This is a genomic window from Entomomonas sp. E7T21, from assembly GCF_058693955.1.
The window spans coordinates 1,032,619-1,057,660 of record NZ_CP191672.1; the positions used below are offsets into that span (position 1 = coordinate 1,032,619).

At 36.2% G+C, this 25,042-nt stretch carries 24 protein-coding genes; 12 read left to right on the top strand and 12 right to left on the bottom strand.

All coding sequences use genetic code 11. The features are described from left to right. The first annotated feature begins 53 nt into the window (after positions 1 to 53). Together ACQVD9_RS04910 and recR are read left to right on the top strand one after the other, a co-directional pair. On the top strand, positions 54 to 380 hold the full coding sequence (locus ACQVD9_RS04910; protein WP_201094029.1) for a YbaB/EbfC family nucleoid-associated protein: 327 nt from the start codon (positions 54 to 56) through the stop codon (positions 378 to 380). A gap of 54 nt (positions 381 to 434) precedes the next feature. After that, positions 435 to 1,028, top strand: coding sequence for a recombination mediator RecR (gene recR / locus ACQVD9_RS04915; protein ID WP_264747742.1), 594 nt, complete (start codon positions 435 to 437; stop codon positions 1,026 to 1,028). Positions 1,029 to 1,037: 9 nt separating this feature from the next. Here recR and ACQVD9_RS04920 read toward each other — a convergent pair whose 3' ends face one another. Next, the gene (locus ACQVD9_RS04920; RefSeq protein ID WP_264747743.1) at positions 1,038 to 1,982 is read right to left on the bottom strand and encodes a 2-hydroxyacid dehydrogenase; all 945 of its coding nucleotides are present in this window, start codon (positions 1,980 to 1,982) and stop codon (positions 1,038 to 1,040) included. Between the two features lie 123 nt (positions 1,983 to 2,105). On the opposite strand from ACQVD9_RS04920, the gene folX reads away from it, so the two are divergent. From folX to ACQVD9_RS04945, 5 genes are all read left to right on the top strand, one after another. Continuing rightward, positions 2,106 to 2,477: a dihydroneopterin triphosphate 2'-epimerase gene (gene folX, locus ACQVD9_RS04925; protein WP_264747744.1), complete on the top strand. Its 372-nt coding sequence runs from the start codon at positions 2,106 to 2,108 to the stop codon at positions 2,475 to 2,477. Between the two features lie 137 nt (positions 2,478 to 2,614). Next, entirely contained in the window at positions 2,615 to 2,941 is a 327-nt protein-coding gene (locus ACQVD9_RS04930; RefSeq protein ID WP_264747745.1) for a hypothetical protein, read from the top strand. A 204-nt stretch (positions 2,942 to 3,145) separates the two neighbouring features. Continuing rightward, positions 3,146 to 4,822, top strand: coding sequence for a glutamine--tRNA ligase/YqeY domain fusion protein (locus tag ACQVD9_RS04935; protein WP_264747746.1), 1,677 nt, complete (start codon positions 3,146 to 3,148; stop codon positions 4,820 to 4,822). After that, positions 4,822 to 6,210: a cysteine--tRNA ligase gene (cysS, locus tag ACQVD9_RS04940; protein ID WP_264747747.1), complete on the top strand. Its 1,389-nt coding sequence runs from the start codon at positions 4,822 to 4,824 to the stop codon at positions 6,208 to 6,210. The genes ACQVD9_RS04935 and cysS overlap by 1 nt, the downstream gene beginning before the upstream one ends. A 40-nt stretch (positions 6,211 to 6,250) precedes the next feature. Next, complete coding sequence (locus ACQVD9_RS04945; RefSeq protein WP_264747748.1) at positions 6,251 to 7,672, top strand: KAP family P-loop NTPase fold protein; 1,422 nt, start codon at positions 6,251 to 6,253, stop codon at positions 7,670 to 7,672. 39 nt (positions 7,673 to 7,711) lie between these two features. Here ACQVD9_RS04945 and ACQVD9_RS04950 read toward each other — a convergent pair whose 3' ends face one another. From ACQVD9_RS04950 to ACQVD9_RS04970, 5 genes are all read right to left on the bottom strand, one after another. Further along, on the bottom strand, positions 7,712 to 8,002 hold the full coding sequence (locus ACQVD9_RS04950; RefSeq protein WP_264747749.1) for a hypothetical protein: 291 nt from the start codon (positions 8,000 to 8,002) through the stop codon (positions 7,712 to 7,714). A gap of 494 nt (positions 8,003 to 8,496) precedes the next feature. Continuing rightward, positions 8,497 to 8,790 (bottom strand): hypothetical protein, encoded by a 294-nt coding sequence (locus ACQVD9_RS04955; protein WP_264747750.1) that lies wholly within the window; start codon positions 8,788 to 8,790, stop codon positions 8,497 to 8,499. Positions 8,791 to 9,574: 784 nt separating this feature from the next. Continuing rightward, the gene (locus ACQVD9_RS04960) at positions 9,575 to 10,366 is read right to left on the bottom strand and encodes a hypothetical protein (RefSeq protein ID WP_264747751.1); all 792 of its coding nucleotides are present in this window, start codon (positions 10,364 to 10,366) and stop codon (positions 9,575 to 9,577) included. 73 nt (positions 10,367 to 10,439) lie between these two features. Beyond that, positions 10,440 to 10,613: an SH3 domain-containing protein gene (locus ACQVD9_RS04965; protein ID WP_264747752.1), complete on the bottom strand. Its 174-nt coding sequence runs from the start codon at positions 10,611 to 10,613 to the stop codon at positions 10,440 to 10,442. Positions 10,614 to 10,834: 221 nt separating this feature from the next. Then, positions 10,835 to 11,497, bottom strand: coding sequence for an alpha/beta hydrolase (locus tag ACQVD9_RS04970; RefSeq protein WP_264747753.1), 663 nt, complete (start codon positions 11,495 to 11,497; stop codon positions 10,835 to 10,837). A gap of 187 nt (positions 11,498 to 11,684) precedes the next feature. Between ACQVD9_RS04970 and ACQVD9_RS04975 the strand changes: the two genes are divergently transcribed. The 3 genes from ACQVD9_RS04975 to oadA all read left to right on the top strand — a co-directional run bounded on the left by ACQVD9_RS04975 (position 11,685) and on the right by oadA (position 15,365). Continuing rightward, positions 11,685 to 11,906, top strand: a complete 222-nt coding sequence (locus ACQVD9_RS04975) for a YgdI/YgdR family lipoprotein (RefSeq protein ID WP_264747754.1) — start codon at positions 11,685 to 11,687, stop codon at positions 11,904 to 11,906. A gap of 220 nt (positions 11,907 to 12,126) precedes the next feature. Further along, positions 12,127 to 13,542 carry an acetyl-CoA carboxylase biotin carboxylase subunit gene (locus ACQVD9_RS04980; RefSeq protein WP_264747755.1) on the top strand — a complete coding sequence of 472 codons (1,416 nt, stop codon included), beginning with the start codon at positions 12,127 to 12,129 and terminating at the stop codon, positions 13,540 to 13,542. Between the two features lie 17 nt (positions 13,543 to 13,559). Next, a complete protein-coding gene (gene oadA / locus ACQVD9_RS04985; protein WP_264747756.1) occupies positions 13,560 to 15,365 on the top strand; it encodes a sodium-extruding oxaloacetate decarboxylase subunit alpha in 1,806 nt (601 codons plus the stop codon). 546 nt (positions 15,366 to 15,911) lie between these two features. Here the strand turns inward: oadA and ACQVD9_RS04990 are convergent. The 3 genes from ACQVD9_RS04990 to metG all read right to left on the bottom strand — a co-directional run bounded on the left by ACQVD9_RS04990 (position 15,912) and on the right by metG (position 19,051). Further along, positions 15,912 to 16,547: an NAD(P)H-hydrate epimerase gene (locus ACQVD9_RS04990; RefSeq protein WP_264747758.1), complete on the bottom strand. Its 636-nt coding sequence runs from the start codon at positions 16,545 to 16,547 to the stop codon at positions 15,912 to 15,914. 125 nt (positions 16,548 to 16,672) lie between these two features. Further along, positions 16,673 to 16,990, bottom strand: coding sequence for a hypothetical protein (locus ACQVD9_RS04995; protein ID WP_264747759.1), 318 nt, complete (start codon positions 16,988 to 16,990; stop codon positions 16,673 to 16,675). A gap of 27 nt (positions 16,991 to 17,017) precedes the next feature. Next, complete coding sequence (metG, locus tag ACQVD9_RS05000; protein ID WP_264747853.1) at positions 17,018 to 19,051, bottom strand: methionine--tRNA ligase; 2,034 nt, start codon at positions 19,049 to 19,051, stop codon at positions 17,018 to 17,020. Between the two features lie 118 nt (positions 19,052 to 19,169). Here metG and ACQVD9_RS05005 point away from each other — a divergent pair, with 118 nt between their 5' ends. Both ACQVD9_RS05005 and ACQVD9_RS05010 read left to right on the top strand, forming a co-directional pair. After that, on the top strand, positions 19,170 to 19,892 hold the full coding sequence (locus ACQVD9_RS05005) for a tetratricopeptide repeat protein (RefSeq protein ID WP_264747760.1): 723 nt from the start codon (positions 19,170 to 19,172) through the stop codon (positions 19,890 to 19,892). 116 nt (positions 19,893 to 20,008) lie between these two features. Next, entirely contained in the window at positions 20,009 to 22,702 is a 2,694-nt protein-coding gene (locus ACQVD9_RS05010) for an autotransporter family protein (protein WP_264747761.1), read from the top strand. A gap of 66 nt (positions 22,703 to 22,768) precedes the next feature. Here the strand turns inward: ACQVD9_RS05010 and nagZ are convergent, their stop codons facing one another. The 3 genes from nagZ to ACQVD9_RS05025 are packed head-to-tail and all read right to left on the bottom strand — an operon-like array spanning position 22,769 to position 24,974. Beyond that, complete coding sequence (gene nagZ / locus ACQVD9_RS05015; protein WP_264747762.1) at positions 22,769 to 23,767, bottom strand: beta-N-acetylhexosaminidase; 999 nt, start codon at positions 23,765 to 23,767, stop codon at positions 22,769 to 22,771. An 8-nt stretch (positions 23,768 to 23,775) separates the two neighbouring features. Further along, positions 23,776 to 24,273: a L,D-transpeptidase gene (locus ACQVD9_RS05020; RefSeq protein ID WP_264747763.1), complete on the bottom strand. Its 498-nt coding sequence runs from the start codon at positions 24,271 to 24,273 to the stop codon at positions 23,776 to 23,778. Between the two features lie 5 nt (positions 24,274 to 24,278). Continuing rightward, a complete protein-coding gene (locus ACQVD9_RS05025; RefSeq protein ID WP_264747764.1) occupies positions 24,279 to 24,974 on the bottom strand; it encodes a TetR/AcrR family transcriptional regulator in 696 nt (231 codons plus the stop codon). Positions 24,975 to 25,042 lie beyond the last annotated feature (68 nt).

Genomic DNA, 25,042 nt, shown 5'->3' on the forward strand with positions numbered 1-25,042 from the left:
TAACCGCTTATAATAATGCACAATTAAGATTAATAAATTAAGGAGTATATCCAATGTTAAAAGGTGGCATGGGCGCTTTAATGAAACAAGCGCAAGAAATGCAAGAAAAAATGCAGAAGATGCAAGAAGAATTAGCCAATGCAGAAGTTACTGGTCAATCAGGTGCTGGCTTAGTTTCTATTGTAATGACAGGTCGTCACGATGTTAAACGAGTGACTATTGATCCTAGTTTAATGACAGAAGAAAAAGAAGTATTAGAAGATTTAATTGCAGCGGCTATTAATGATGCCGTACGTAAAGTAGAGCAAAATACACAACAACAAATGGCTGGTATGACAGCAGGTATGCAACTGCCTCCTGGTTTCAAAATGCCTTTCTAATTAGTTACTTGTTACTGCTGAGCTAATAGCATTAGCTCAGTAATTAAGAGAATCATGAGTTTTAGCCCCCTTATTAATCAGCTTATTGAGTCCTTGCGTATTTTACCTGGTGTAGGTAAAAAGAGTGCGCAACGTATGGCTTTGCAATTGTTAGAACGTAATCGGCAAGGTGCTTTGAAATTAGCAGATGCTTTAAATCAAGCAATGGATAAAGTAGGCTATTGCAAGCTTTGTCATACCTTGAGTGAAGAAGAGCTTTGCCCACAGTGTGCCTCACTTAATCGCGATGATAGATTATTGTGTATTGTGGAAGGGCCACTAGATGTCTTTGCGATTGAGCAAACAGGCTATCAAGGTCGTTACTTTGTATTGAAAGGCCACTTATCACCATTAGATGGTTTGGGGCCAGAAGCAATAGGTATTCCTGAGTTATTAAAACGTATTGAAAACGCTGACTTTCAAGAGATTATTTTAGCCACTAACTCTACCGTAGAAGGTGAGGCAACGGCTCATTATATTGCTCAATTGTTGTCACCTAAAGGGTTAACCGTTTCTCGTATTGCCCATGGTGTTCCGCTTGGTGGGGAATTGGAGTTGGTAGATGGGGGAACGTTATCCCATGCTTTAGCTGGTCGTCGCCCCATCTAATATTTAAGGTTATACCACAGGAGTAATAGCCCCTTTACCTTCAAGAAAGCTGTGTAAATTAGCAAATACTAAATCACTCATCGCTTCTCTAGTTTCATAGGTAGAGCTACCTATATGTGGTGTCATTACCACATTATCCATTTCCCAAAGTTCTTTTGGGGTATTCGGTTCATGCTCAAATACATCTAAGCCAGCACCCGCAATAACCCCTTCTTGCAAGGCTGTTACTAATGCTTGCTCGTCTACTACAGAACCTCTAGCAATATTAATTAGAAACCCTTTAGCGCCTAAAGCTGTTAATACTTGCTTATTAATAATATGGTTAGTCTCACTTGTAGCGGGTAGGGCAAGTACTAGAAAATCACTTGCTTTAGCTAGTGCTTGCAGATCATTATAATAATCATAATTTACATCAGATTGCTGATGGCGACCATAATAAGCAATTTTCATATCAAAGGCTTCAGCACGTTTAGCAATGGCTTTACCAATACGGCCTAATCCTACAATGCCACAAGTTTTATTACCTATTTTATGGCCTAATTTAACTGAACGACTTTTCCATTGCCCAGAACGGATAAAACGATCTGAATAGCTGATATAACGAGCCACATCTAATAATAGGGCTAGCGCTGTATCCGCTACACAGTTATTCAACACATCAGGGGTATTGGTAATTGTAATACCATGTTGTTTAGCATAGTTAATATCAAGGGCATCAAACCCAACACCATAACTAACAACTATTTTAAGGTTGGGTAAAGCACTCATTAATTCTGCGCTAGCCCCATAGACAGCACTGGTTGCTACAGCTGTTATTTCATGTCCATGTTGTTTTAGAAAGGCTTCTTGATCTGGCTGTTCCCATAAATGATAAGTTTTATAGTTATTTTCAATATTGGTATGCAAGCTTTTAGTAACTTTACTAGTGATTAAAACAACGGCAGCGGAGTTCATAACAACCTCTATTATTATTAAAAATACTTTAGTTTTGCAGGTCTATGCGAGTGCAATACTGTTCATCATAGTGAAAGCCTTTTATACTAGCAAATAATAATTATTGAACAAAGAGGAGCCTATATGCCAATACTTGATGTGGGTACTGCAAAAATTCGAGTTAAAAATCTACGATTACGTACGTTTATTGGGATTAAAGAAGAAGAAATTAATAACCGCCAAGACGTTATTATTAACTTAACCATTTTCTATTCAGCCCAAGCAGCAGTGCAGGAAAATGAAATCGAATATGCGCTAAATTATCGTACCATTACTAAAGCAATTATTAGCCATGTAGAAAATAATCGTTTTGCCTTATTAGAACGACTAACTCAAGAACTAGTAGATTTAGTAATGCAATATAAAGAAGTACAATATGTCGAAGTAGAAGTGGATAAACCACAAGCACTACGTTATTCCGATTCTGTTTCTGTTACCTTATCAGGTAGGAGATAAAATGGTTAGCAACTACTAAATTAAGTGATAATTAAGAAAAGAATTCTAATATAAAAGAAAGCAACTATATTATTTACTTATATAAATTTAATATTTTCCTAGTACATTGATTAATAAAAATTAAGGAATGTTATAGAGTGATAGTGTCCATTTTCTTTTTAGTGCTTTATATTTTTCCTTTGCATTGGGCAGCGGAATTTGCAGAAGCAGAAGATTCCAATTATTTAAAATGTTTTATATTGAGTATTATTACTACTTTTGTGCAAGTGGTAACCTTTGTTTTCTTTCCCTATAGTCCTTTTATAAGAATTTTACTGTCTGCAATAGTTTCCATTATTATTTGTATGAAAGTATTAAAAATACCAAGTGGTAACTTTTTAATGTTTGCAGTAATGTTGGCTTTTTTAAATATTGTGATCAGTTGGAGTGCTGTATTAATAATTAATGGAATAACAGGTAGTTAACTAACTGGTTTATTAATAACGAATTACTAGGCTAAGAACTGTTTAGTTCATAAACAATCTAATTCCAAATAAAATAAAAAAGACAGCAATTTCCTACAAATAAAACTCCCCTTAATACCTTACTTTAGGTATCATAAACAGTTCAGTTAATTTTAATGGCTGCGCGTTTGCAGTCCTTTATTTTATCGCTATGGTTAGGAATATATGAGCAATTCAGAAACAACAGCATCTGCAAATAATTTTATTCGTCAAATAGTTAAGGCTGATTTGGAAGCAGGGCGTTGCCAGAAAGTGATTACCCGTTTTCCACCAGAGCCTAATGGTTATTTACATATAGGTCATGCTAAAGCTATTTGTTTAAATTTTGGCATAGCCAAAGAGTTTGGTGGTGATTGCCATTTACGTTTTGATGACACTAACCCAACCAAAGAAGAGCAAGAATTTATTGATGCCATTAAATACGATGTAGAATGGCTAGGCTTTCATTGGGTAGGCGAAGTTCGCTATGCCTCAGATTATTTTGACCAATTACATGCATGGGCAATTGACTTAATCAAAGCAGGCAAAGCTTATGTTTGTGATCTTTCACCAGAAGAAGCCCGTGAATACCGTGGCACATTGCGTGAACCCGGCAAAAACAGCCCATATCGTGATCGCACGGTAGAAGAAAACCTAGACCTATTCGCTAGAATGAAAGCAGGCGAATTTAAAGACGGTGAAAAAGCCTTAAGAGCTAAAATTGATATGGCATCACCTAATATGAATATGCGTGATCCCATTTTATACCGTATTCGCCATGCCGAGCATCACCAAACAGGTAATAAATGGTGTATCTACCCAAGTTATGACTTTACCCATGGTCAATCAGATGCGATTGAAGGCATTACTCATTCAGTATGTACCTTAGAGTTTGAAGACCATCGCCCGCTTTACGAATGGTTTTTAGCTAACCTACCTGTGCCAGCAACACCGCACCAATATGAGTTTGCCCGTTTAAATCTAAACTACACCATTACCAGTAAGCGTAAACTAAAATTGTTAGTAGAAGAAGGTCATGTTAATGGTTGGGATGATCCACGCATGTCTACTATTTCTGCTTTCCGTCGTCGTGGTTATACCCCTGCTTCAATTCGTGATTTCTGTGAACGTATTGGTGTAGGCCGTGCTGATGCAGTAGTAGATATGGGCGTTTTAGAATTCTGTATTCGTGAAGACTTAGACGCTAATGCACCGCGTGCTATGTGCGTACTAAAACCACTAAAAGTAGTGATTACTAACTACCCAGAAGATAAGCAAGAAATCTTAGAGCTTTCTCGTCATCCTAAAATAGAAGAACTAGGCAAACGCCAACTGCCTTTTGCCCGTGAAATCTATATTGATCAAGGTGACTACGACGAAAACCCACCAAAAGGTTACAAACGTCTAGTGCCAGAAGGCGAAGTAAGACTGCGTGGGAGTTATGTAATCAAAGCAGAAAAAGCCATTAAAGATGCAAACGGTAATGTTATAGAACTACATTGCACCTATGACCCAGATACCCTTGGCAAAAACCCAGAAGGCCGCAAGGTAAAAGGCGTTATTCATTGGGTACCTGCTAAAGAAAGTATCGAGTGCGAAGTGCGTTTATATGATCGTCTCTTTAAAACAGCTAACCCTAATAAAACGGAACAAGAAGATGGTAGTTTCTTAGAAAACATCAACCCAGATTCACTAGTGATACTAAAAGGTTGTCGAGCAGAGCCATCATTGGCAAAGGCTACTTTAGATGATCGTTTCCAATTTGAACGGGAAGGTTACTTCTGTTTAGATAGTAAAGATAGCAAGCCAGACAGTCTAGTATTTAACCGTACTATTACCCTGCGTGATTCATGGGGGCAATAATGGCACTCTCTATCTACAATACACTCAGCAAAACTAAACAGCCTTTTAAGCCATTAAAAGATAACCAAGTGCGCATGTATGTATGTGGCATGACAGTCTATGACTACTGCCATATCGGTCATGCGCGAGTAATGGTAGCTTTTGATGTGGTAACTCGTTGGTTACGTCATCTAGGCTATGATGTTACCTATGTACGCAATATCACCGATATTGACGATAAAATTATCAACCGTGCTAATGAAAATGGCGAACCTTTTACAGCGTTAACCGCACGTATGATTGGCGCCATGCACCAAGACGAAGCCAAACTCAGTGTATTACCACCCGATATTGAGCCACGTGCTACCGACTATATTGATGGTATGCATAAAATGATAGGCAATCTAGTAGAAAAAGATTACGCCTATGCTGCCAACAATGGTGATGTTTATTACCGTGTGGGTAAATTTAAAGACTACGGCAAACTCTCGCGCAAAAAAGTAGAAGATTTACGCAGTGGTGCAAGGGTAGAAGTAGATGAAGCCAAACAAGACCCTGTCGACTTTGTACTATGGAAAGGCGCTAAAGCAGGTGAACCAAGTTGGGCATCTCCTTGGGGAGAAGGTCGACCAGGCTGGCATATTGAATGTTCCGTAATGTCTACCTGCTGTCTAGGCGAAACTTTTGATATTCATGGTGGTGGCCCTGATCTAGTATTCCCTCACCATGAAAATGAAATCGCCCAAAGTGAAGCCGCTACAGGTAAAACCTATGCTGAAACTTGGATGCATGCAGGGGCAGTGCGTGTAGATGGCGAGAAAATGTCTAAATCACTAGGCAACTTCTTTACCATTCGCGAAGTATTGGAAAAATATCCTGCGGAAGTAGTGCGCTATCTGCTAGTAGCTAGCCATTATCGTAGTCCAATTAACTATTCAGAAGATAACCTAAAAGAAGCCCGCGGTGCATTAGAACGTTTCTATTTAGCATTAAAAGGTTTACCAGAAGCACAACCAGCTGGCGGTGAAACCTATATAGAACGTTTTACCAATGCCATGAATGACGACTTTAATACCCCAGAAGCCTGTTCAGTACTATTTGATATGGTGCGCGAAATTAACCGCTTAAAAGATAATGATCTACAAGCGGCTACTGGCCTAGCCGCCCAACTAAAACAACTAGCTAGTCTATTAGGTATATTACAGTTATCAGCCGATGACTTCTTACAAGGTGCAACAGCTAATACCGATGTGGATGTCGCTAAAATTGAAGCACTTATCAATGCTCGCTTAGAAGCTCGTGCCAATAAAAACTGGGCAGAGTCCGACCGCATTCGTGATGAACTTACTGCTATGGGCGTAATTATCGAAGATGGTAAAAGTGGCACTACTTGGCGAATGGGGAGCTAGTATCTTTATTTATTTTTAATGTCATTAGTAAAAGGAAAAAATGATGATAATAAAAAGTCGAGAAATTGAAATTCCAGAAGATGACCCTTTCGCTAATGATGTTTTAGAAAGAAAAGAAAGTGCAGAAATATTAACAGAGTTTGTTACCTCATCTGAAGAGCCAATGGTGATATGTATTGATGCACCTTGGGGAATGGGAAAAACAACTTTTCTAAAAATATGGAAGCAGCATTTAAAGAATGAAGGTATTCCTACTTTATATTTTAATGCATGGGAGAGTGATTTTTCTGATGATGCTTTAGTATGTTTAATTGGTGAGATCAGTGCTTCAATTAATGAAATATCTAAAGATGGTAATGAATCAAAAGCAAAAGAATACTTTGATAAGGCTAAAAAATTAGGTAGTGCATTATTGAAACGTAGTATTCCTGTATTAGCAAAAATGGGAACTATGGGAGCTTTAGATCTTGATCAGGTAACTGAGGCTACATTATCTGATTTTGCTGAGTCACTGGCTAAGGAACAAATAGAACATTATGAAAAGTCTAAGCAAGGATTATTAGCTTTCAGGGAAACATTATCAAACTTTGCAAGTAGCATTACTAGTGAGAATGATCAAAAGCCTTTAGTTTTTATTATTGACGAATTAGATAGATGCCGTCCTAACTTTGCTATAGAAATTTTAGAGAAAGCAAAACACTTTTTTAATGTTGAGAATATTATTTTTGTTTTAGGGGTAGACAAAGAGCAGTTAGGTTCATCAATAAAGGCTATTTATGGTGATAGTTTGAATGTAAATGGTTATTTAAGACGTTTTATTGATTTTGATTACTTACTTCCTCAACCTGCAAAAGGGAAATTTATAGAAATTTTATTAAAGAAATATAGTATTCATGATTTATTAGAACAAAGAGAAAATGATATAAAAGCATCAGGGAGAGAAGTATTAAACTATACCGATGATTTGAAAGATATCCAGCGTATATTTACTGAGATGCCAGAAGAGTATGATTTAACACTAAGAGAACAAATACATTGTATTTCATTATTTAATATAGCGTTAAAGTTTACTCCTGAAAATGAAAGTATATATTCTTTATTTGTTTGTTCTCTTATAGTTTTAAAGATAAAAGAACCAGAAAAATATAAAAAACTTATAGCAGGAAAAATAAAAAAATTAAGCCAATTATGGGCTAATGATGTAATTGGAAATGCTATGAGTACTAGTTATTACGGAATAGTATTAAATATACTTGTAGCTTGTGTTATGTTTAATAAGATTACTGAAGAAGATTTTAAAAAAGATATTCATAGAAGAATACATGATGACCCTAATCCATCAGGTTATTATCGAGATAGAATGTGGGGGCTAATAAGAAAATACAATATTGAATCTAAGGGAGTAAAATTTTTGGAAGCTATGTCAAGAAGAATGGAAATAGTAAATCGTTTTAGTAACTGAAAATATGTTTTAAAGAAGGCTAGCGTTGCTAGCCTTTTTTTATTTCTCTTTTCTTAGTTCCATAGCGATAGGTTCTAGGGATTCTAGGAGAGTAGTGGCGTCGTTTAGGAGTAGGGTGGATACGGAGGCGATGGCGGTTATGGTATTTTCTTGGGTTTTTAGCTCATAGAGATTTTCTAGTAGGTTGATTACCGCGTGTATCCTAGCGGTGGCGCATTCGTAGATGGTGTCTAGTGAGGCGTTAGCGTTGTAATAGAGGACGCTTTCGCTATTGCTTTGAGATGTAGCATTTAGGGCGATAAAGTAGGGTTGGTTATTTTTGTTGCTCATCGGTTTTGCTCCTGTATCCTTGTTTTAGCCTCCCTTTTTATTGTTAGGGAGGCGGAACTGTGCACAGGTTGGCGGACCGACCACAAGACAAATCGGCATTTCCCGAAGGAAATCCCGTGCACAGCCCGCCATAAAAAATATATGCGAACTGATACAGTGAGCTAGATAACCTAGTCACTTTGTCTTGTGAAATGGGCCGCCAAGCCCATACTATAGATTTTGCTATAGCCTTTTTAGTTTAGCCTTACCCTATAAGGCTAGCAAGTGATTTTAGTTATTTATTTTATAGTTAGGCAGGTAGTTTTGTTTTTATCTATTTACGTTTCTTGGTCGTCATAGGGATAATTTCCCCTAAATGTAGATATGTATTAAATTCGATTTGCTGATTTTAAAGATGAAATAAGGTAACTATTTACTTTATTTCAAGCATTAAGAAATATTGAATAAGGGGAGTTTTTAATAAGGTTTGAAAGGGCTAGTATTACTAGCCTTTATCATTTTTCTTTTCTTAGCTGTACGGCCACAGGGTCTAATTCTTCTAGTAGAGTGGCTGCTTCGTTTAAAAGTAAGGTTGAAATAGAGCAAATGGCAATAATGGTATTTGTAGGGGCTGCCTTAAATTCGTAGAGATTCTCTAATAGATCCGTTACAGTTTTTAGTCTACCAATGGCGCATTCGTATATAGCATCTAGAGAAGCATTAGCATTGTAATAGAGAACGCTTTCGCCATTGCTTTGTAAGTTTGAATTTAAGGTTACAAAGTGTGGTGGTGATTTTTTGTAGCTCATCGGTTTAACTCCTGTATCTTTATTGGGCCTCCTTACAAATTAATAGTTTGGAAGCGAAACTGCGCACAGGTTGGCGGACCGATCATGCTAAAAATCGACACATCCCGAAGGATGTCCCGTACACAGCCCGCTATAAAGTACAGGCAGAAAGAAATACCTGCCGCCTGATTAGCCAGTAGCTGAGCTGTTTAGCATGAAATGAGCCGCCAAGCCCATACTATAGATTTTGCTATAGCCTTTTTAGTTTAGCCTTACCCTATAGGGCTAGCAAGTTATTTTTTTTTGTGACTATGGTGGTTGGTTTTCCTAAGTATATAAATTTATTAGTAATAAATTTAAACATGAGTTTTTATACTGGATAGTATGAGTTATTTAAGCTTTATGTAATTATAATCGTCAGTTTAGTATTACACGAGACCAACATAAGTAAATGTTCACTATTTATTACTATTAGTGATGAAATAGAGTATCCATTAATCTTGGTTATGCATATTGAAAGTTTGGGACAGTAAATATACAAATCATAAAGTTTCTAAGAACAATAATTTATAAAAATTAAAATAAGAATCATAAGTATGGCAAAAGAAGGCTAGTTATCTAGCCTTTCTTAATTGGGTTTTTAAAAAGAAAGGGTGGTAGAGCTGTTATAGCTTGGTTGCCCAATTACTCTCAAAATTGTTACGCCTTAAGGTGTACAATACATAGTCCACCATTAATATAACAATAAAAAGTAGCTAAGTTTTACCCTAGATAGTTGGTTTGTTGCTATTTAGGGAGAAAAATATTAACTACCTAGTTTGCCATAAGAATAGTAGTCACTAAATAAGAAGATAACTGTTTTATCTTTGTATTGATAAGGGTAGAACAGTTTATAGGAGCTGTTTTTATGCTCGTAGCGAATGTCTTTGGTTTGTCCTTTAAATACATTATCAAAATATTCACGTTGTGGTTTAGTGGTTTTAAATAGGTAATCTATTTTAGTTAATTGTTTGTTCTCATCATAGTAACGATCACCAAAGCTGAGGTAGACAGGTGAGTTTTCATCCAGTTGGTCTTTTACAATAACTATTAGGTGTGGTAGTTGGCTATCTGTTTGAGATAGAACTCTTAAGGTTTGTTTGGTTGAGTTAATCCAGCTTTCTGCAAAAGAATAATCCGCTATTTGTTGTATATATTGTGGGTAGTTTTCTAATACGGAGTGAGCTGAGTTAATCAGTACTTCTTTTCTTTTATAGATAGATAGTTGGTGAGCGCAAACCAATAGGCCGAATATCAAGGGGAAAGATACCATTAATATAATCAGCCATTTTTTTAGATTTTTTTCTGGGTACTGTTGGTCGGTATTATGTTTTTCCGCAATACGGGTTAGATTAAACATAATGTTTATCATTAATGCTCCAGCCATTAGGGTAATGATACCAAATATGCTTAGCAGGAATGTTTCAGTCATTCGTTGGCGGAAGATTTTTAGATCAAATACAGTGACGCTAGTAAATATAAAAACCCAATAGATAAGACAGATAATGGCAATAATGCCAATAAAATTACTAAGTTTGACAATGTTCTTAGGGTTCATAGGTGCTTTTCCATAATAATGTAGTAATTTACTGTCAGTATTGTAATTGAATAAGGTTAAGTTAAGCTTAATATCAGTTATCAATTTTGGTGGTTTTATTTATAAAGTAATCATGAGGTAAGCCATCCCTTTCTAAAGCAGGTTCACAAGGTTCGTACCAATCAGCATCACCATTATTGTTGATTCGTATACAATTACCAAACTCACATCCACAACTTTTTTGCTCTATTAGTTTGAGTTCAGTCATAGCCTCTTCTAGGTTGTTGTGTAAACCTTGCGTATAGTAATCATTTGGTTCTAGAAAAAAATAACAATATTTTTTAGGGCAAAGGGTAGATGGTGGTATAACTGTTGGATTCCATTTTTTCATTGTTATGTGAAGTAAGTATTTAAATACTATTTAGAGAGATTGTCTTTTAGCTGTAACTAAAGCGTTATGCAAAATTGCTAACGCTTTAGTTGAAGGTGTTATTTAACTAGTTTGTCATGTAGCCATTTGGCTATATCTGATATTTCATCATTACAAACTTCGTGCATCATTGGGTAGTCGTGCCATGAAGCGCTAATACCTTTATTTTTTAAGAAGTCATAGGCGGCTTTGCCTAGGCTAATATCAACTACATTATCTTGTGTGCCGTGTAGGTGTAGTGAGGGAATAGTTTGTTTACCTTCTGCCAAGGTTGTTTCAGCAGTAAAGGTAGGGGCATAAGTGGAAAGCGCCATTACTCCACCTACATTTTCAGGGTAGGCAATATAAGCTGTATGCATTACTACGGCACCACCTTGGGAGAAACCTGCAAGGATAATACGATTTAGTGCTATACCTTGTTTACGTTGTGCCTCAATCAGTTCTATAACGCTTTGCGCTGATTCTTCTAATTCGGTTAGGTTAATTTCTCTTGGGATGGTTAGGTTGATAATGTCATACCATGAGGGCATGGACATTCCCATGTTTAAGCTGACAGGTCTGCTAGGGGCTTGTGGCAATATAAAACGGGTATTACGCAGTAGTTGTTGTTGGAGTATTTGTGCTACTGGTTGAAAATCATATTTATTGGCACCTAAGCCGTGTAGCCAAATAATAGCTGAATCTACAGGAGCAGGTGGATCGAGAATCAAAGGTTCTAGCATAGTTATGGTTCCAATTTATTAGCGTTCAATAATATTTAGCCTATCATATTCTTGTTGACGATGAATATAAAGTTGATGTTATAGACTAATGTAGAGAGGATGTTAAATCGAATGAACTTTATAATGGTAAACATATCTAAAGTAATGTATTTAGATTAAGTATATTTTTATAAAAGGGGTATTACATATGAAATTGAAAGCATTAGCTGCTTTATTATTAGTTGGAAGTTTAGGTGTTTTAGCAGGTTGTTCAACACCATCTGTTATTACATTGAAAGATGGTCGTCAAATTCAAACAACTGACAAACCAAAATTAGATGCTGATGCAGGTTTCTATAGATTCCAACAGTTAGATGGTAAAGACACCACTATTAATAAAGATGATGTGTTAACTATCAAAGAATTATAAGTTCCAATATTAAGCCACACAGGTACTTTGTGTATTTGTGTGGTTTTATTTTTCCCTTCTTTATAGATCAGTTTATATAGTTAAAATTGTTACTTTATGTATATAAAAACTGACTTCTCTCTATAAAACTTCTAATTATTATAAAGTTTAATTGTACCTGTATTTATTAATAAGTTAAATTATTACATCTTTTGCTAACAATAAGTGCATGGGAGTCTATGTGATAAAAAAAATCCTAATTGCTAATAGGGGAGAAATCGCTGTACGGATTATCAGAGCCTGTGCCGAAATGGGCATTCGTTCGGTAGCTGTTTATAGTGAGGCTGATCGTCATGCATTACATGTTAAACGTGCTGATGAGGCTTATAATATTGGTGAAGAACCTTTAGAGGGTTATCTCAATCCCCAAAAATTAGTTGATCTTGCAGTAGAAGCTGGTTGTGATGCATTACACCCTGGATATGGTTTTTTATCAGAAAATCCAGAGTTGGCTAGATGCTGTGAGGCAAAGGGAATTCGTTTTATTGGTCCTTCGCCTGAGGTTATTCAGCTCATGGGTGATAAAACCCAAGCCAGAAATGCCATGATTAAAGCGGGGGTTCCTTGTACACCTGGTACGGAAGGTAATCTTAAAGATGTGGATGAGGCTTTAAGGGAAGCTGAAAGAGTCGGTTATCCGATTATGTTAAAAGCCACTTCTGGTGGTGGTGGGCGAGGTATTCGTCGCTGTAATAACCCTGAAGAGTTAAAGCAAAATTATTCCCGTGTTATTTCTGAAGCCACTAAAGCCTTTGGAAGTGCTGAGGTGTTTTTAGAAAAATGTATTATTAATCCTTGTCATATCGAAGTACAGATTTTGGCTGATAGCCATGGCAATGTGATTCATTTATATGAGCGTGATTGTTCAATTCAACGTCGTAATCAGAAGTTAATTGAGATAGCGCCTAGTCCACAGTTATTAGAAGCACAACGGCAATATATCGGTGGCCTAGCAGTGCGTGCTGCTCAAGCAGTAGGCTATGAAAATGCAGGTACAGTAGAGTTTCTACTTTCTGATAATAATTTCTATTTTATGGAAATGAATACCCGTGTTCAGGTGGAGCATACCATTACCGAAGAAATTACGGGGATTGATATTGTAAGAGAGCAAATTAGAATTGCTGCTGGCGAACCATTATCTGTTAGGCAGGAAGATGTTAAGTTTAGGGGTTATGCATTGCAGTTTCGTATTAATGCGGAAGATCCTAAAAATAACTTCTTACCTACCTTCGGTAGAGTAAGCCATTACTATGCGCCTGGTGGGCCTGGTGTTAGAACGGATACGGCTATTTATACAGGATATACTGTGCCGCCTTATTATGATTCGATGTGTCTTAAATTGGTGGTGTGGGCGCTAACTTGGGAAGAGGCTGTTAATAGGGGCGCACGTGCATTAGACGATATGCGTTTGCAAGGGGTTAAAACCACAGCCGCTTATTACCAAGAAATTTTAAAACATCCTGATTTTAGATCAGGCCATTTTAATACTAGCTTTGTTGATTCTCATCCTGAGTTGAGTGAATACTCGATCAAACGCAGACCTGAAGAATTGGCGCTAGCAATCTCTGCAGCTATTGCTGCTTATACTGGTTTATAACAGCAAGGTAGATATAAATGACTAAAAAGATTCTTATAACAGATACTATCCTTCGTGATGCTCATCAGTCTTTATTAGCAACTCGTTTTCGTACTGAGGATATGTTACCTATTTGCGATAAATTAGATAAAGTGGGTTATTGGTCTTTAGAAGTGTGGGGTGGTGCTACCTTTGATGTTTGTGTACGGTTTTTGAAAGAAGATCCATGGGAACGTTTGCGTCAATTAAGAAAAGCGTTACCTAATACCCGTTTACAAATGTTATTACGTGGTCAGAATTTATTAGGTTATCGCCATTATAGTGATGATGTGGTGCAAGCCTTTGTAGCAAAAGCAGCAGAAAATGGGATTGATGTATTTCGTATTTTTGATGCGATGAATGATGTGCGTAATTTACAAGCGGCTATTGATGCTGTAAATAAAGCAGGTAAACACGCACAAGGCACAATTAGTTATACCACTAGCCCAGTGCATACTATTGAGTCTTTTGTAGAGCAAGCAAAACAAATGGCTGATATGGGTGTGCAATCGATAGCCATTAAAGATATGGCTGGCTTGTTGACACCTTTTGTGACAGGTGATTTAGTCAAAGCATTAAAAGGGGCTTTAAATTTACCTGTGTTTATCCATTCCCATGATACAGCTGGTTTATCTACCATGTGCCAATTAAAAGCGATTGAGAATGGTGCCGATCATATTGATACGGCCATTTCTAGTATGGCTTGGGGTACAAGTCATCCTGCTACTGAATCAATGGTGGCAGCGTTGCGTGATACGCCTTATGACACAGGTTTAGATTTAGAGTTAATTCAAGAAATTGGTATGTATTTCTACGAAGTACGCAAAAAATATCACCAATTTGAAAGTCCATTTACTGGGGTTGATACCCGTGTACAAGCAAACCAAGTACCTGGTGGTATGATTTCTAACCTTGCTAACCAAATGCGCGAACAAGGTGCTTTAAATCGTATTAATGATTTATTTGATGAGATTCCAAGGGTTCGTAAGGACTTAGGTTATCCGCCATTAGTAACCCCAACCTCTCAAATTGTGGGTACTCAGGCATTATTTAATGTACTTTCTGGTGAGCGTTACAAAACCATTACTAATGAAGTTAAGCTTTATTTAGAAGGTCGTTATGGTAAGGCTCCAGGAGAAATTAACGAAGAATTACGTTTCCAAGCAATTGGTAATTCATTTGTGATTACAACACGCCCTGCTGACTATTTAGATCCAGAAATGGAACAATTACGAGCAGAAATTGGTGATTTAGCTAAGTCTGAAGAAGATGTATTAACTTATGCTATGTTCCCTGATATTGGTCGTAAGTATTTAGAAGAACGTGCTGCTGGTACTTTAAAACCTGAAGAGTTATTACCTATTCCTACCGCTGGTAGTGCAGGTGCAGCTGTTTCTAATGAAGGTGTATCTGAGTTTGTGGTGGATGTGCATGGTGAGAGTTACCGTATTGACATTAAGGGTGCTAGTGCTAAGGCTAAGGGAAAACGTCACTTCTATTTAACAGTAGATGGTATTCCACAAGAGGTAGTATTCGAACAGTTAGTTTCTGGTGAGAGTGCTGCTGGCGGACGTAAACAAGCTTCTAAAGAAGGTGATGTATCTGTTGGTATGACAGGCACTGTTGTGGACGTATTAGTAAAAGAGGGAGATATTGTTAAAAAAGGTCAAGCGCTCTTTATTACTGAAGCGATGAAAATGGAAACAGAAATTCAAGCCCCAATTGATGGTGTTGTTAAAGCTATTCATATTAAGGGTGGTGATGCTGTTAATCAAGGCGAATTACTGATAGAAATTGAAGGATAAATAGTAAACTATAAATGTGATTAATGGCACTAAACAATATTAATAGACTAGTAAAATAGAGCTTGTTATATTTTAATTACCAACTTAATTTGTTGAATTAATATGAAAAAAAATTAGTAAAACTAGTCTATTAATAGATAGTGCTTTAGTTGCAAATATGTTTTATGGTTGTGCGATGATAGAAAAGTATCAACCACTAATGAACCAGCAAAATTAACTACTGCTCCCAAGCAAAAATATGGCTTTTCAGCTTATTATGAAGATCCAAATAATAAAGACGCTATAAAGAAATTGGGCATAATGACAGACTCAAAACTTAGATCAGTTATTAGTGTAGCAAAAGATTTTAATAAGTCTGCTAAAGAGCGTTATAGATGTGTTTGTGATAATAAGCCTATTAACTTGTAGTGCTAGTTTTACAACAGGTACAGTACAAAATGTACAAGCTAAATATTAATAGTTTAGTGAATGCATTTAACCGTTAATTTATTGTTGTGCTAATCCTAAGAGCAATACTTTATCAGTATTGCCTTTATTTTTTGTATGTTATGTTGGAATCATATTTTTAGGTAAATCTAAAATATCAACAATCACTTCGCCAGCTAGTTTTTTTCCTTCCTCTGTATGTAAGGCGGGCTTATCACCTAAAAAAGTTAAAGTGGTTGTTGCTTTAATAACAGAGCCATACACTGTACCAGTGTAAGCATCTAAGCCTGATGGAGTGTCCAAAGCTAAAGTGGGTAAATTAAAAGCATTTAATTGACTAATAAACTGTTGCCAATTTTCAGATAATGGACGGTTTAAACCAATCCCAAATAAACCATCTATTATTAGTTTAGGCCGCGTTGTTAACTGATCTAGATGAGTAATTATAGGTAGCTTATTAATATGGCATAGTGCTAAAGCTTTTATAGCCGCAGGGCTTGCCACTGGCTCGGGAATAAAAAGTGTAACTTGATAGTCTCGGGAATGTAAATTTAACCCAGCCCATAAAGCATCGCCACCATTATTGCCTGTTCCTACAGCAATTAAAATATGGCTAGCGGTAGGATATTGATGATTTACCCAGTCAGCAGTAGAGCGTGCTGCTCGTTGCATTAAGTCAATCCCTGCCTGCTCAGCAGTTTGCTCTATTTGGCGGAGTTGGGGGAGGGTATAAGTTGTTACTATATTATTTATCATGCAAAATAAAATTATTAATAATTAAAAATCTTAATATTATCCATAAATAATATAGAATTTAATAAAAAATGCCTACCTATATAATTATTATATATAGGTAGGCATTAAGGAAGTTAACATTGTGGTTAGTGATGGGTGTCTTCAGCTTTTATTTGTGCCATAGATATTCGTACAGTATTTGCTTGATGTTTACATTCTTCTTGTGAACGTGTCTTTAAGCTATTTATCATAGAATTTCTTTTTTGTTCACGCTCAGTTATAGTTATTTTATTGTATAAAGGTGAAGCCTTATCATCATATATATAAGCGTTAAGCTCATCGTAAGCTTTTAATGTGTCTACACAATTACCTGTTAAACCTGTAACAGTATCAGTTGTATTTTCTGTTTTATCACAGGCCATCAAAAATAATGAACATATACTTACAATAACTATTTTTTTCATTTAATTAATCTCTTAATAATTTATATATTACTTAACTCTTTGTCCTGGTATTGCACCACTATCTGGACTTAGTAGGTAAATTTCTTCACCACCAGGGCCTGCGGCCATTACCATTCCTTCGGACATACCAAAACGCATTTTTCTTGGTTTTAGATTGGCTACCATTACAGTTAGGCGGCCTTCTAATTGGCTTGGGTCTTTGTATGCACTTTTAATACCTGCAAATACGTTGCGTTGTTGGTCACCAATATCTAAGGTTAACTGTAATAATTTATCAGCACCTTCTACATGTTGTGCTTTGATAATTTTAGCGACACGCATATCGACAGCAGCAAAAGCATCGTATTCAATTTCTGGTGCTAATGGGTCTTTTGTTAATTCGCCATTACCTTTAGGTACACCTTCAGCTTTTAAGTCTTCTTTAGAGGCTTCTATCATTGCATTAACTTGCTCTTGTTCAATACGTGTCATTAAGGGTTTAAACTCATTAAGTTGGTGATTAGCTAGAGGTGCTTGATAATCAGCCCATGTTAATGGTTCGATATTTAAATAAGCTTCGGCTTTTTTAGCTAACTCTGGTAATACAGGTTTTAAAGTAAGTACTAATAAGCGGAATAGGTTAATACCTAATGCACAAATTTCTTGAACTTGTTGTTGTTTACCTTCTTGTTTATTTAATGTCCAAGGTGCTTTGTCAGCAATCCATGCATTAGCTTGGTCGGCTAATGCCATAATTTCACGCATTGCTTTGTTAAAGTCACGGGCTTCATAAGCATCGGCAATTGTTGGAATAGTCTCTTGGAAGGTTTGCCATAATTCTGGAGCAGGGTTTGCCTCTACTAATACGCTATTATTACCACGAGCAATAAAGCCAGCACAACGACTAGCAATATTAACTACTTTACCTACTAAATCCGAGTTTACTTTTTGAATAAAGTCATCAAGGCTTAAATCAAGATCATCAACAGTACGAGTAAGTTTACTAGCATAGTAATAGCGTAAGTATTCTGGTTGTAAGTGGTCTAAGTAAGTACGGGCTTTAATAAATGTCCCTCTTGATTTAGACATTTTTGAGCCATTAACAGTTAGGTAACCATGTACATTAATTGCAGTAGGTTTACGATAGCCTGCACCATCTAACATCGCAGGCCAGAATAGGGCATGGAAGTTAACGATATCTTTACCAATAAAGTGGTAAACCTCTGCATTAGAGTCTTTTTTCCAAAAACTATCAAAGTCTAATTCTGGACGTTGTTTACATAGGTTTAATAAGCTAGCCATGTAGCCAATAGGAGCGTCTAGCCATACATAGAAAAACTTGTTAGGCTCACCTGGAATTTCAAAACCAAAGTAAGGCGCATCACGAGAAATATCCCATTCTTGCAAACCAGAATCTAACCATTCAGCTAATTTATTGGCAACAGAATCCTGTAATGAACCGCTACGTGTCCATGTTCTAAGCAGCTCTGTGAAATCAGGTAATTTAAAGAAGAAGTGCATAGATTCTTTAAGTACAGGAATAGCGCCTGAGATAGTGGATCTTGGATTTTTTAATTCAGTTGCATCATAAGTAGCACTGCATTTTTCACAATTGTCGCCATATTGATCTTCTGCACCACAACGAGGACAAGTACCTTTAATAAAACGATCAGCTAAAAACATTTGTTTTTCAGGGTCAAAATATTGAGTTACTGGTCGAGTAGCAATATGACCTTGTTCTTTTAGTTTTAAGTAAATTTTTTCTGATAGTTCTTTATTCTCGGTGCTATGGGTTGAGTAAAAATTATCAAATGCTACAAAGAAATCAGCAAAGTCTGTGCTATGTTCTGCACGAACATTATCAATTAATTGTTCTGGAGTAATGCCTTCTTTTTCAGCACGTAACATAATGGCTGATCCATGAGCATCATCAGCACATACATAAATAGCTTGATGACCACGCATTTTTTGAAAACGAACCCAGATATCAGTTTGAATATATTCAACTAAGTGGCCTAAATGTATAGAACCATTGGCATAGGGTAAGGCACTGGTAACAAGTATTTTGCGGGTTGTCATGATATCTGCCGTTATTTCCATTAAGTTAAAAGGGTTATTGTACTAAATTTATTACACTTTGCAGTGTAGAATACGTTAAATTAACTATTAATTATAAATAACAGTGAGCTTGTTATTCCAGATGAAAAATAATCTATTTTTTAAACAATGGCTAAATTTCTGTGCATTAATACTTATTGTATTGGTATTACAGGGTTGTATTTCTCGTAATGTGCAAAATTATAATTATAAAAATAATATTATAGAGGGAGCAAAACAAGGTAATGCTGAGCAGCAATTTTTATTAGGTTGGCATTATCAATATGGTTGGATTGTTCCAAGAGATAATGGACAAGCTGTTTATTGGTATGAGCGTAGTGCTTGGCAGGGTAATCCAAAGGCTGAGTTTCATCTAGCTAGTATGTTTGATAAAGGAATAGGTACTGTCCAAAATAAAGCCCGTGCCGTTTATTGGTATCGCAAAGCTGCTGCTCAAAATTATACAGAAGCTCAGATTAATTTAGGTTGGTTCTATTTATTAGGTGAAGATATTGATGAAAATAACGAAGAAGCACTTTACTGGTTTAAACGTGCAGCTGACCAAAATAATGGGGAAGCAATGGTGATTTTAGGAAGTTTATACCGTTATGGAAGGGGAGTTGCAAAAGATGGTCAACAAGCTGTGTATTGGTATGAGTTGGCCACTAAACAGAATAGGGTAGTAGCAATGTTTTTGTTGGGTGATATATATGAAAAAGGGGATATAGTAAATAAAAATACCGCATTAGCTAAAGAATGGTTTCAAAAAGCAGCAAACTTAGGTTATCAGCCAGCTAAGGATAGATTAATGAATTTATTGAAATAATTATCATATTAGCTATATTTTTGCAATAAGACTTAAATCTTAATATATTTAATACAAATTTTTATTTGATTGATTATAATAGAAAAAGCCTTAAATGTTGTTAATGGAATAATAGTATGTTTGCAAAATGTTTTACAGGGAGGTTGCTATTAAGTGTTTCCCTTATTTTTATCATAAAACCTATCTTTGCTTTAGACCCAAATTACCAAAATCCAACAGGTTCAAATCTCACAGTAGATAATCAGACTATAACATCTATTGTTGATACTTCTGTTTTAGGAGGTGGAGTTATATTAGGAAACCCTGAAATGGGTAGTTATCTTGGTGATGTAACTTTAACTTTAACAGATAGCACTATTGATTTAAATCAAAATAATGTCTCGCATGCAGTTAGAACCGGTAGCTATAGTGCTAATGCAACATTAACCACTAATATTAGTAACTCTACTGTTAAATTAGTGTCTACAGGTGGATTTCCCCCAAATACCATAGGAGTATTATCAGAATCACATAGCAGTGGGCAAATCCATCTTCTAAATTTAGAAGATATAAATATAGATGTAATAGGGACTGTTGCCAATCCATCGATAGGAATACTCGCATATTCAATTAATGGGGCTAATACGATTGATATTCAGCTTGTAGGGACTAATATTATAAAAGCAACAGGTAATGCTGATTATGTAACTGCTATTTATGCAGGTCGTGATGGAAGTACTAATATCACGATTCAAGAACAAGACAGTGGTGGTAGTATTATTGCTATATCAAATGGTACAGCAACAAGTTATGCTATAAGAGCTGATGAAGGGTCTAGTTCTACCATTATTAATACAAAGTCAGAAATTACTTCTACTTCAGCATCTGGTAGTGCTTATGGTATTGCGGCAAGCGGTAATGTAGTAGAAATTGAAAACTTAGGTTCAATTACTGCTGATGGTGTAAATAGTTTTGGTATTTATACAACAGCTACAGATTCTGCTAGGTTAGATATTAAATCTAATATTTTGGTACAAGGTAGCAGCAATTCAACGGCTATATATAGTCAAACCGGTACAGGCGATAACATTATTAATGTTGCAGAGGGTATTCATGTTCATGGAGGAGATGGAGCAGGTGCAACAGTCAATATAGCAAGTACTTCGGGTAATCAAATATTAACTAATGATGGTGTTATTAGTGCAACCAGTGACCGTGCAATTGTTGGTGGAAGTGCTGGGAGTACTACAATAGATAATAACAATTTGATGACAGGTTATGTCAGTCTTTCGGGTAATAATGTTATTTTCAATAATAATGGTCGCTTTGATTTACAGAATTTTGGCAGTGGAGCTAAAGCAAATAGTGTTAGTAGTTTTGGAGCAAATGGTGTCTTTAATAATTCAGGCGTATTAGCTTTATCAAATAAAAATAATACAGGTACTACTACTCAAGCTTCTTTAACAGGCCTTGCTAACTTTAATCATAATGGTGTGATTGATTTAAGGACAGGCCAAAATAGTTTGGCAGGTAATACGTTAACAATTGGTAATGCAGGAGCAGGTAACTTTGTTTCTAATGGTGGTGCTTTATATTTAAATACTTATATTGCAACTACTGGAGGCATAAGTGACAAGCTTGTTATAGACAATGCAATAACGGGTACTGGTGCAACTAAAGTATTTATTACACCTACTGCTGGTAGTTCGTATGGTTATTTAACAGGTGATGGTATAGAGGTTATACAGGTTAATGGTAATTCTTCTAATAATGCCTTTGCTCTAGGGCGACCTGTAGTGAATGGTATTTATCAATATGGTCTTTATCAAGGTGGCTCAGCCAGTGCCTATAGTTGGTATTTAAAAAATATGCCAAATGCTATCAATCCCATTGTTGGTGCTTATTTGGCTAATCAAGTAGCCGCTACGGAGATGTTTAATCAACAATTAAGAGATCGTTTATTAGCATCATCCACGGCAGCTTCAACAGATACCTCACAACTAAATACTTTGTGGTTACGTACTAAGATGACTCATGGCAGCAGGCATAGCGTTCATGACAGTCTTAGTAATAGAGATCGTATGTATATCATGCAGTTAGGTAGTGATCTAGGTGTATGGCGCTTAAATGAAGGTAATCTGCATGTAGGGATTATGGCTGGTTATGGTGATTATGAAAATACCAGTACCTCACGCTCTACACGTATTAAAGCAGACTCTTCTGTTAAAGGCTATAACGTGGGTACTTATGCTAGTTGGTTCCAAAATGATGACTCTGCACTAGGCTTATATGTGGATACTTGGTCGCAATATGGTTGGTTCCGTAATGAGACCAAAGGCAAAGAAGTTTCAGGCAATAAAAAATATAATAGTAATGTATGGAGTAATTCACTAGAAATTGGATATGGCTTAGTATTAGGCCAGCAACAGACCACTCAGTGGGTTGCAACACCACAAGTACAGTTAACGTATCATTATTATGATACAGATAATTTATATGATAGACATAATGAGTTGTGGGTAACAGACAATAAAGGAAGTGGCTTGATGTCGAGGGTGGGGGTACGTTTGCATGCAAGAGATACCCAACGTAAACAGGCTATAGAACCATTTATAGAGATGAATTGGATTAATAATACAGCCAAAAATCAGTTAGAGTTTAATGGTACTGAATTGCGAGATGGTATGCCTAAAAATCGCTTTGAGGCTAAGTTAGGCTTGCAAGGTAATATAACTAATCAATTAAACGTTTCGGCTCAAGTTGGTGGTCAATGGGGACGCAGTAAATTTGATCAGTATCAGGGGCAACTTAATCTTAATTATCGATTCTAAAGAGTTATTATTGGTAGATAAATAAAAAAGGTAATCAAATGATTACCTTTTTTTATAACAGATTTTTTATACGAGTAGCTGTGCTTGTTGTAAAGTCCGTACAGCTTCTAACCAGTCAGGTTGAGATTTATAGTCAGTGCTAGGTGTTACTTTAGTTTTCATCATTGCTAGTTTTTGGCTAGGTAGTATGTTTAGTTTTTGAGTGGAAATTAAAGCCTCTTCTGCCATAGCTCGATTATTACAGACTAAGGCTATATCACAACCTGCACCAAAAGCAGCTGCTACACGATTATGAATATCACCTACTGCATGGGCACCAACCATAGATAGGTCATCGCTAAAAATAATCCCTTTAAACTGTAGTTCTTGGCGTAAAATAGTTTGTATCCAGTATGCAGAAAAACCAGCAGGTTTATTGTCTACTTGGGTATAGATGATATGAGCAGGCATAATGCCTACTAATTGTTGAGAGAGTTTTGTAAAAGGAATTAAATCAGTTTTTCTAATTTCATCTAAAGAACGTTCATCTTCTGGAATAACAAAATGAGAATCACCTGTTACCCAACCATGTCCTGGAAAATGTTTACCTGTGGCTTGCATACCGGCCTTTTGCATACCAGTTATAAAGGCACTAGCTAACTCAGTTACTTTTTCAGGATTATTAGCAAAAGCGCGTTTGCCAATAACTTGGTTTCTATCATAGTTAATATCAAGTACAGGAGCAAAGCTAATATCAAGGCCAATAGCCAATACTTCCGTAGCCATTAACCAACCGCAATAATTAGCTAGCGCTAGTGCATTAGGATGTTCAATAAAGCTTCCCATAGCAGGGAGTTTTAGCATATTTTGACGTAACCGTTGTACACGACCACCTTCTTGATCAATAGCTAAAATTAAATCAGGGCGAATAGCTCGAATAGAAGCACATAGCTCTCTTACTTGTTTAGGGTCTTCTGTATTACGAGTAAATAATATTAAGCCACCAATTTCAGGGTGTTTTAGAAATTGACGGTCTTCAGCAGTCAACCAAAGACCTTCAATATCAACCATTAATGAGCCTTGCATAAGATGCCTTATTCTGTATAGGGTTGTTCACTGATTTCTACAGGACAGTGAATTGGTATTAATTCAAAGAGTTTAATTATATCAGTATTGCGTAACCTAATGCATCCATGAGAGAGAGGGATGCCCATCGGCTCTATGTCAGGTGTGCCATGCAAATAGATGTAACGACGAAAGGTGTCAACATTACCTAGTCGATTAAAACCTAATTCACAACCACTAAGCCATAGTATACGAGTTAATATCCAATCTCTATTCGGGTGTTGTTGAGCTAATTCAGATGACCAAATCTCACCTGTCCAACGTCTTCCACTGAGTACGGCATTAATAGGTAAATTAGCCCCAATTTTAGCTCTTATAAAGTGTTTGCCAAGCGGTGTGCAATTACTGTTTTGTAACTGTCCAGCTCCTTTTAAAGCAGTAGAGACTGGTATGGTTAACGTTAACTTCCCTTGTCTAAAGCCATAAAGCTTCTGATCAGCAATGGAAACAATAAGTTGATCTAACATTAGATTTATTTTAGTTTAGAAATATCGTATTTTGCATTCACTAGCGTTTGATCTTTTAATGCTGGTGCAGCTAATAACCCAGCTGTAATATAAGGAGTCATTAACTGAATAACTTGTGATGTTTTAATTGAGGTTTTAAATTCCTTTTTCATTAACGTTCTAAAATATTCCAAACTCGCTATATTAAGTAAGATGGTACCTAAGCCAAAATGTAATCGCCAAAACCATTCTACTTCTGAAATATTATCATCATGAGCCGCTTTTCTCAGCAGTAATCCATAACGATAGAATACAATACCAAAATCATTACTCATATATTCATGCAAAAATAATTGTTTTTGTAGTAATGCATTGCTTAATAAGCGCATAAAGGTAACCACACCTTTTGGGCTATGTGATTTGACGGACACAATTAATTCCATAAAGATGGCTAACAGCTCTTCAGTTGAAGGCGTAGCATTTTGTGCTGACTCATAGTAATCTAGTTTCTTTTCAAGCTCAGAACAAAACTGTGTTAAATATCTCGAAAAAATGGCTTTAATTAAACCTTCTTTTGAACCAAAGTGATAATTGACTGCAGCTAGATTAACTTCAGCCTCAGCAGTGATGGTGCGTAAAGATGTTTCTGTGAAACCTTTTTCTGCAAATAATTGTTCGGCAGCATTATAAATACGTTCTATGGTTTTATCAGATGCTTTCATTGTGGCTTTCCAATATATTAAGGCAATATGTAATTATAATATGTAATGATTTTTAAACATTAACATAA

Bases quoted from the DNA above. Each gene is read 5' to 3' on its own strand.
- folX (WP_264747744.1), top strand. From the start codon at position 2,106: ATGCCAATACTTGATGTGGGTACTGCAAAAATTCGAGTTAAAAATCTA.
- ACQVD9_RS04960 (WP_264747751.1), bottom strand. From the start codon at position 10,366: ATGAACCCTAAGAACATTGTCAAACTTAGTAATTTTATTGGCATTATT.
- recR (WP_264747742.1), top strand. From the start codon at position 435: ATGAGTTTTAGCCCCCTTATTAATCAGCTTATTGAGTCCTTGCGTATT.
- cysS (WP_264747747.1), top strand. From the start codon at position 4,822: ATGGCACTCTCTATCTACAATACACTCAGCAAAACTAAACAGCCTTTT.
- ACQVD9_RS05020 (WP_264747763.1), bottom strand. From the start codon at position 24,273: ATGTTAGATCAACTTATTGTTTCCATTGCTGATCAGAAGCTTTATGGC.
- oadA (WP_264747756.1), top strand. From the start codon at position 13,560: ATGACTAAAAAGATTCTTATAACAGATACTATCCTTCGTGATGCTCAT.
- ACQVD9_RS04920 (WP_264747743.1), bottom strand. From the start codon at position 1,982: ATGAACTCCGCTGCCGTTGTTTTAATCACTAGTAAAGTTACTAAAAGC.
- ACQVD9_RS05005 (WP_264747760.1), top strand. From the start codon at position 19,170: ATGAAAAATAATCTATTTTTTAAACAATGGCTAAATTTCTGTGCATTA.
- ACQVD9_RS05025 (WP_264747764.1), bottom strand. From the start codon at position 24,974: ATGAAAGCATCTGATAAAACCATAGAACGTATTTATAATGCTGCCGAA.
- ACQVD9_RS04975 (WP_264747754.1), top strand. From the start codon at position 11,685: ATGAAATTGAAAGCATTAGCTGCTTTATTATTAGTTGGAAGTTTAGGT.
- ACQVD9_RS04990 (WP_264747758.1), bottom strand. From the start codon at position 16,547: ATGATAAATAATATAGTAACAACTTATACCCTCCCCCAACTCCGCCAA.
- ACQVD9_RS04995 (WP_264747759.1), bottom strand. From the start codon at position 16,990: ATGAAAAAAATAGTTATTGTAAGTATATGTTCATTATTTTTGATGGCC.
- ACQVD9_RS04935 (WP_264747746.1), top strand. From the start codon at position 3,146: ATGAGCAATTCAGAAACAACAGCATCTGCAAATAATTTTATTCGTCAA.
- ACQVD9_RS04945 (WP_264747748.1), top strand. From the start codon at position 6,251: ATGATGATAATAAAAAGTCGAGAAATTGAAATTCCAGAAGATGACCCT.
- nagZ (WP_264747762.1), bottom strand. From the start codon at position 23,767: ATGCAAGGCTCATTAATGGTTGATATTGAAGGTCTTTGGTTGACTGCT.
- ACQVD9_RS04955 (WP_264747750.1), bottom strand. From the start codon at position 8,790: ATGAGCTACAAAAAATCACCACCACACTTTGTAACCTTAAATTCAAAC.
- ACQVD9_RS04965 (WP_264747752.1), bottom strand. From the start codon at position 10,613: ATGACTGAACTCAAACTAATAGAGCAAAAAAGTTGTGGATGTGAGTTT.
- ACQVD9_RS05010 (WP_264747761.1), top strand. From the start codon at position 20,009: ATGTTTGCAAAATGTTTTACAGGGAGGTTGCTATTAAGTGTTTCCCTT.
- ACQVD9_RS04970 (WP_264747753.1), bottom strand. From the start codon at position 11,497: ATGCTAGAACCTTTGATTCTCGATCCACCTGCTCCTGTAGATTCAGCT.
- ACQVD9_RS04950 (WP_264747749.1), bottom strand. From the start codon at position 8,002: ATGAGCAACAAAAATAACCAACCCTACTTTATCGCCCTAAATGCTACA.
- ACQVD9_RS04910 (WP_201094029.1), top strand. From the start codon at position 54: ATGTTAAAAGGTGGCATGGGCGCTTTAATGAAACAAGCGCAAGAAATG.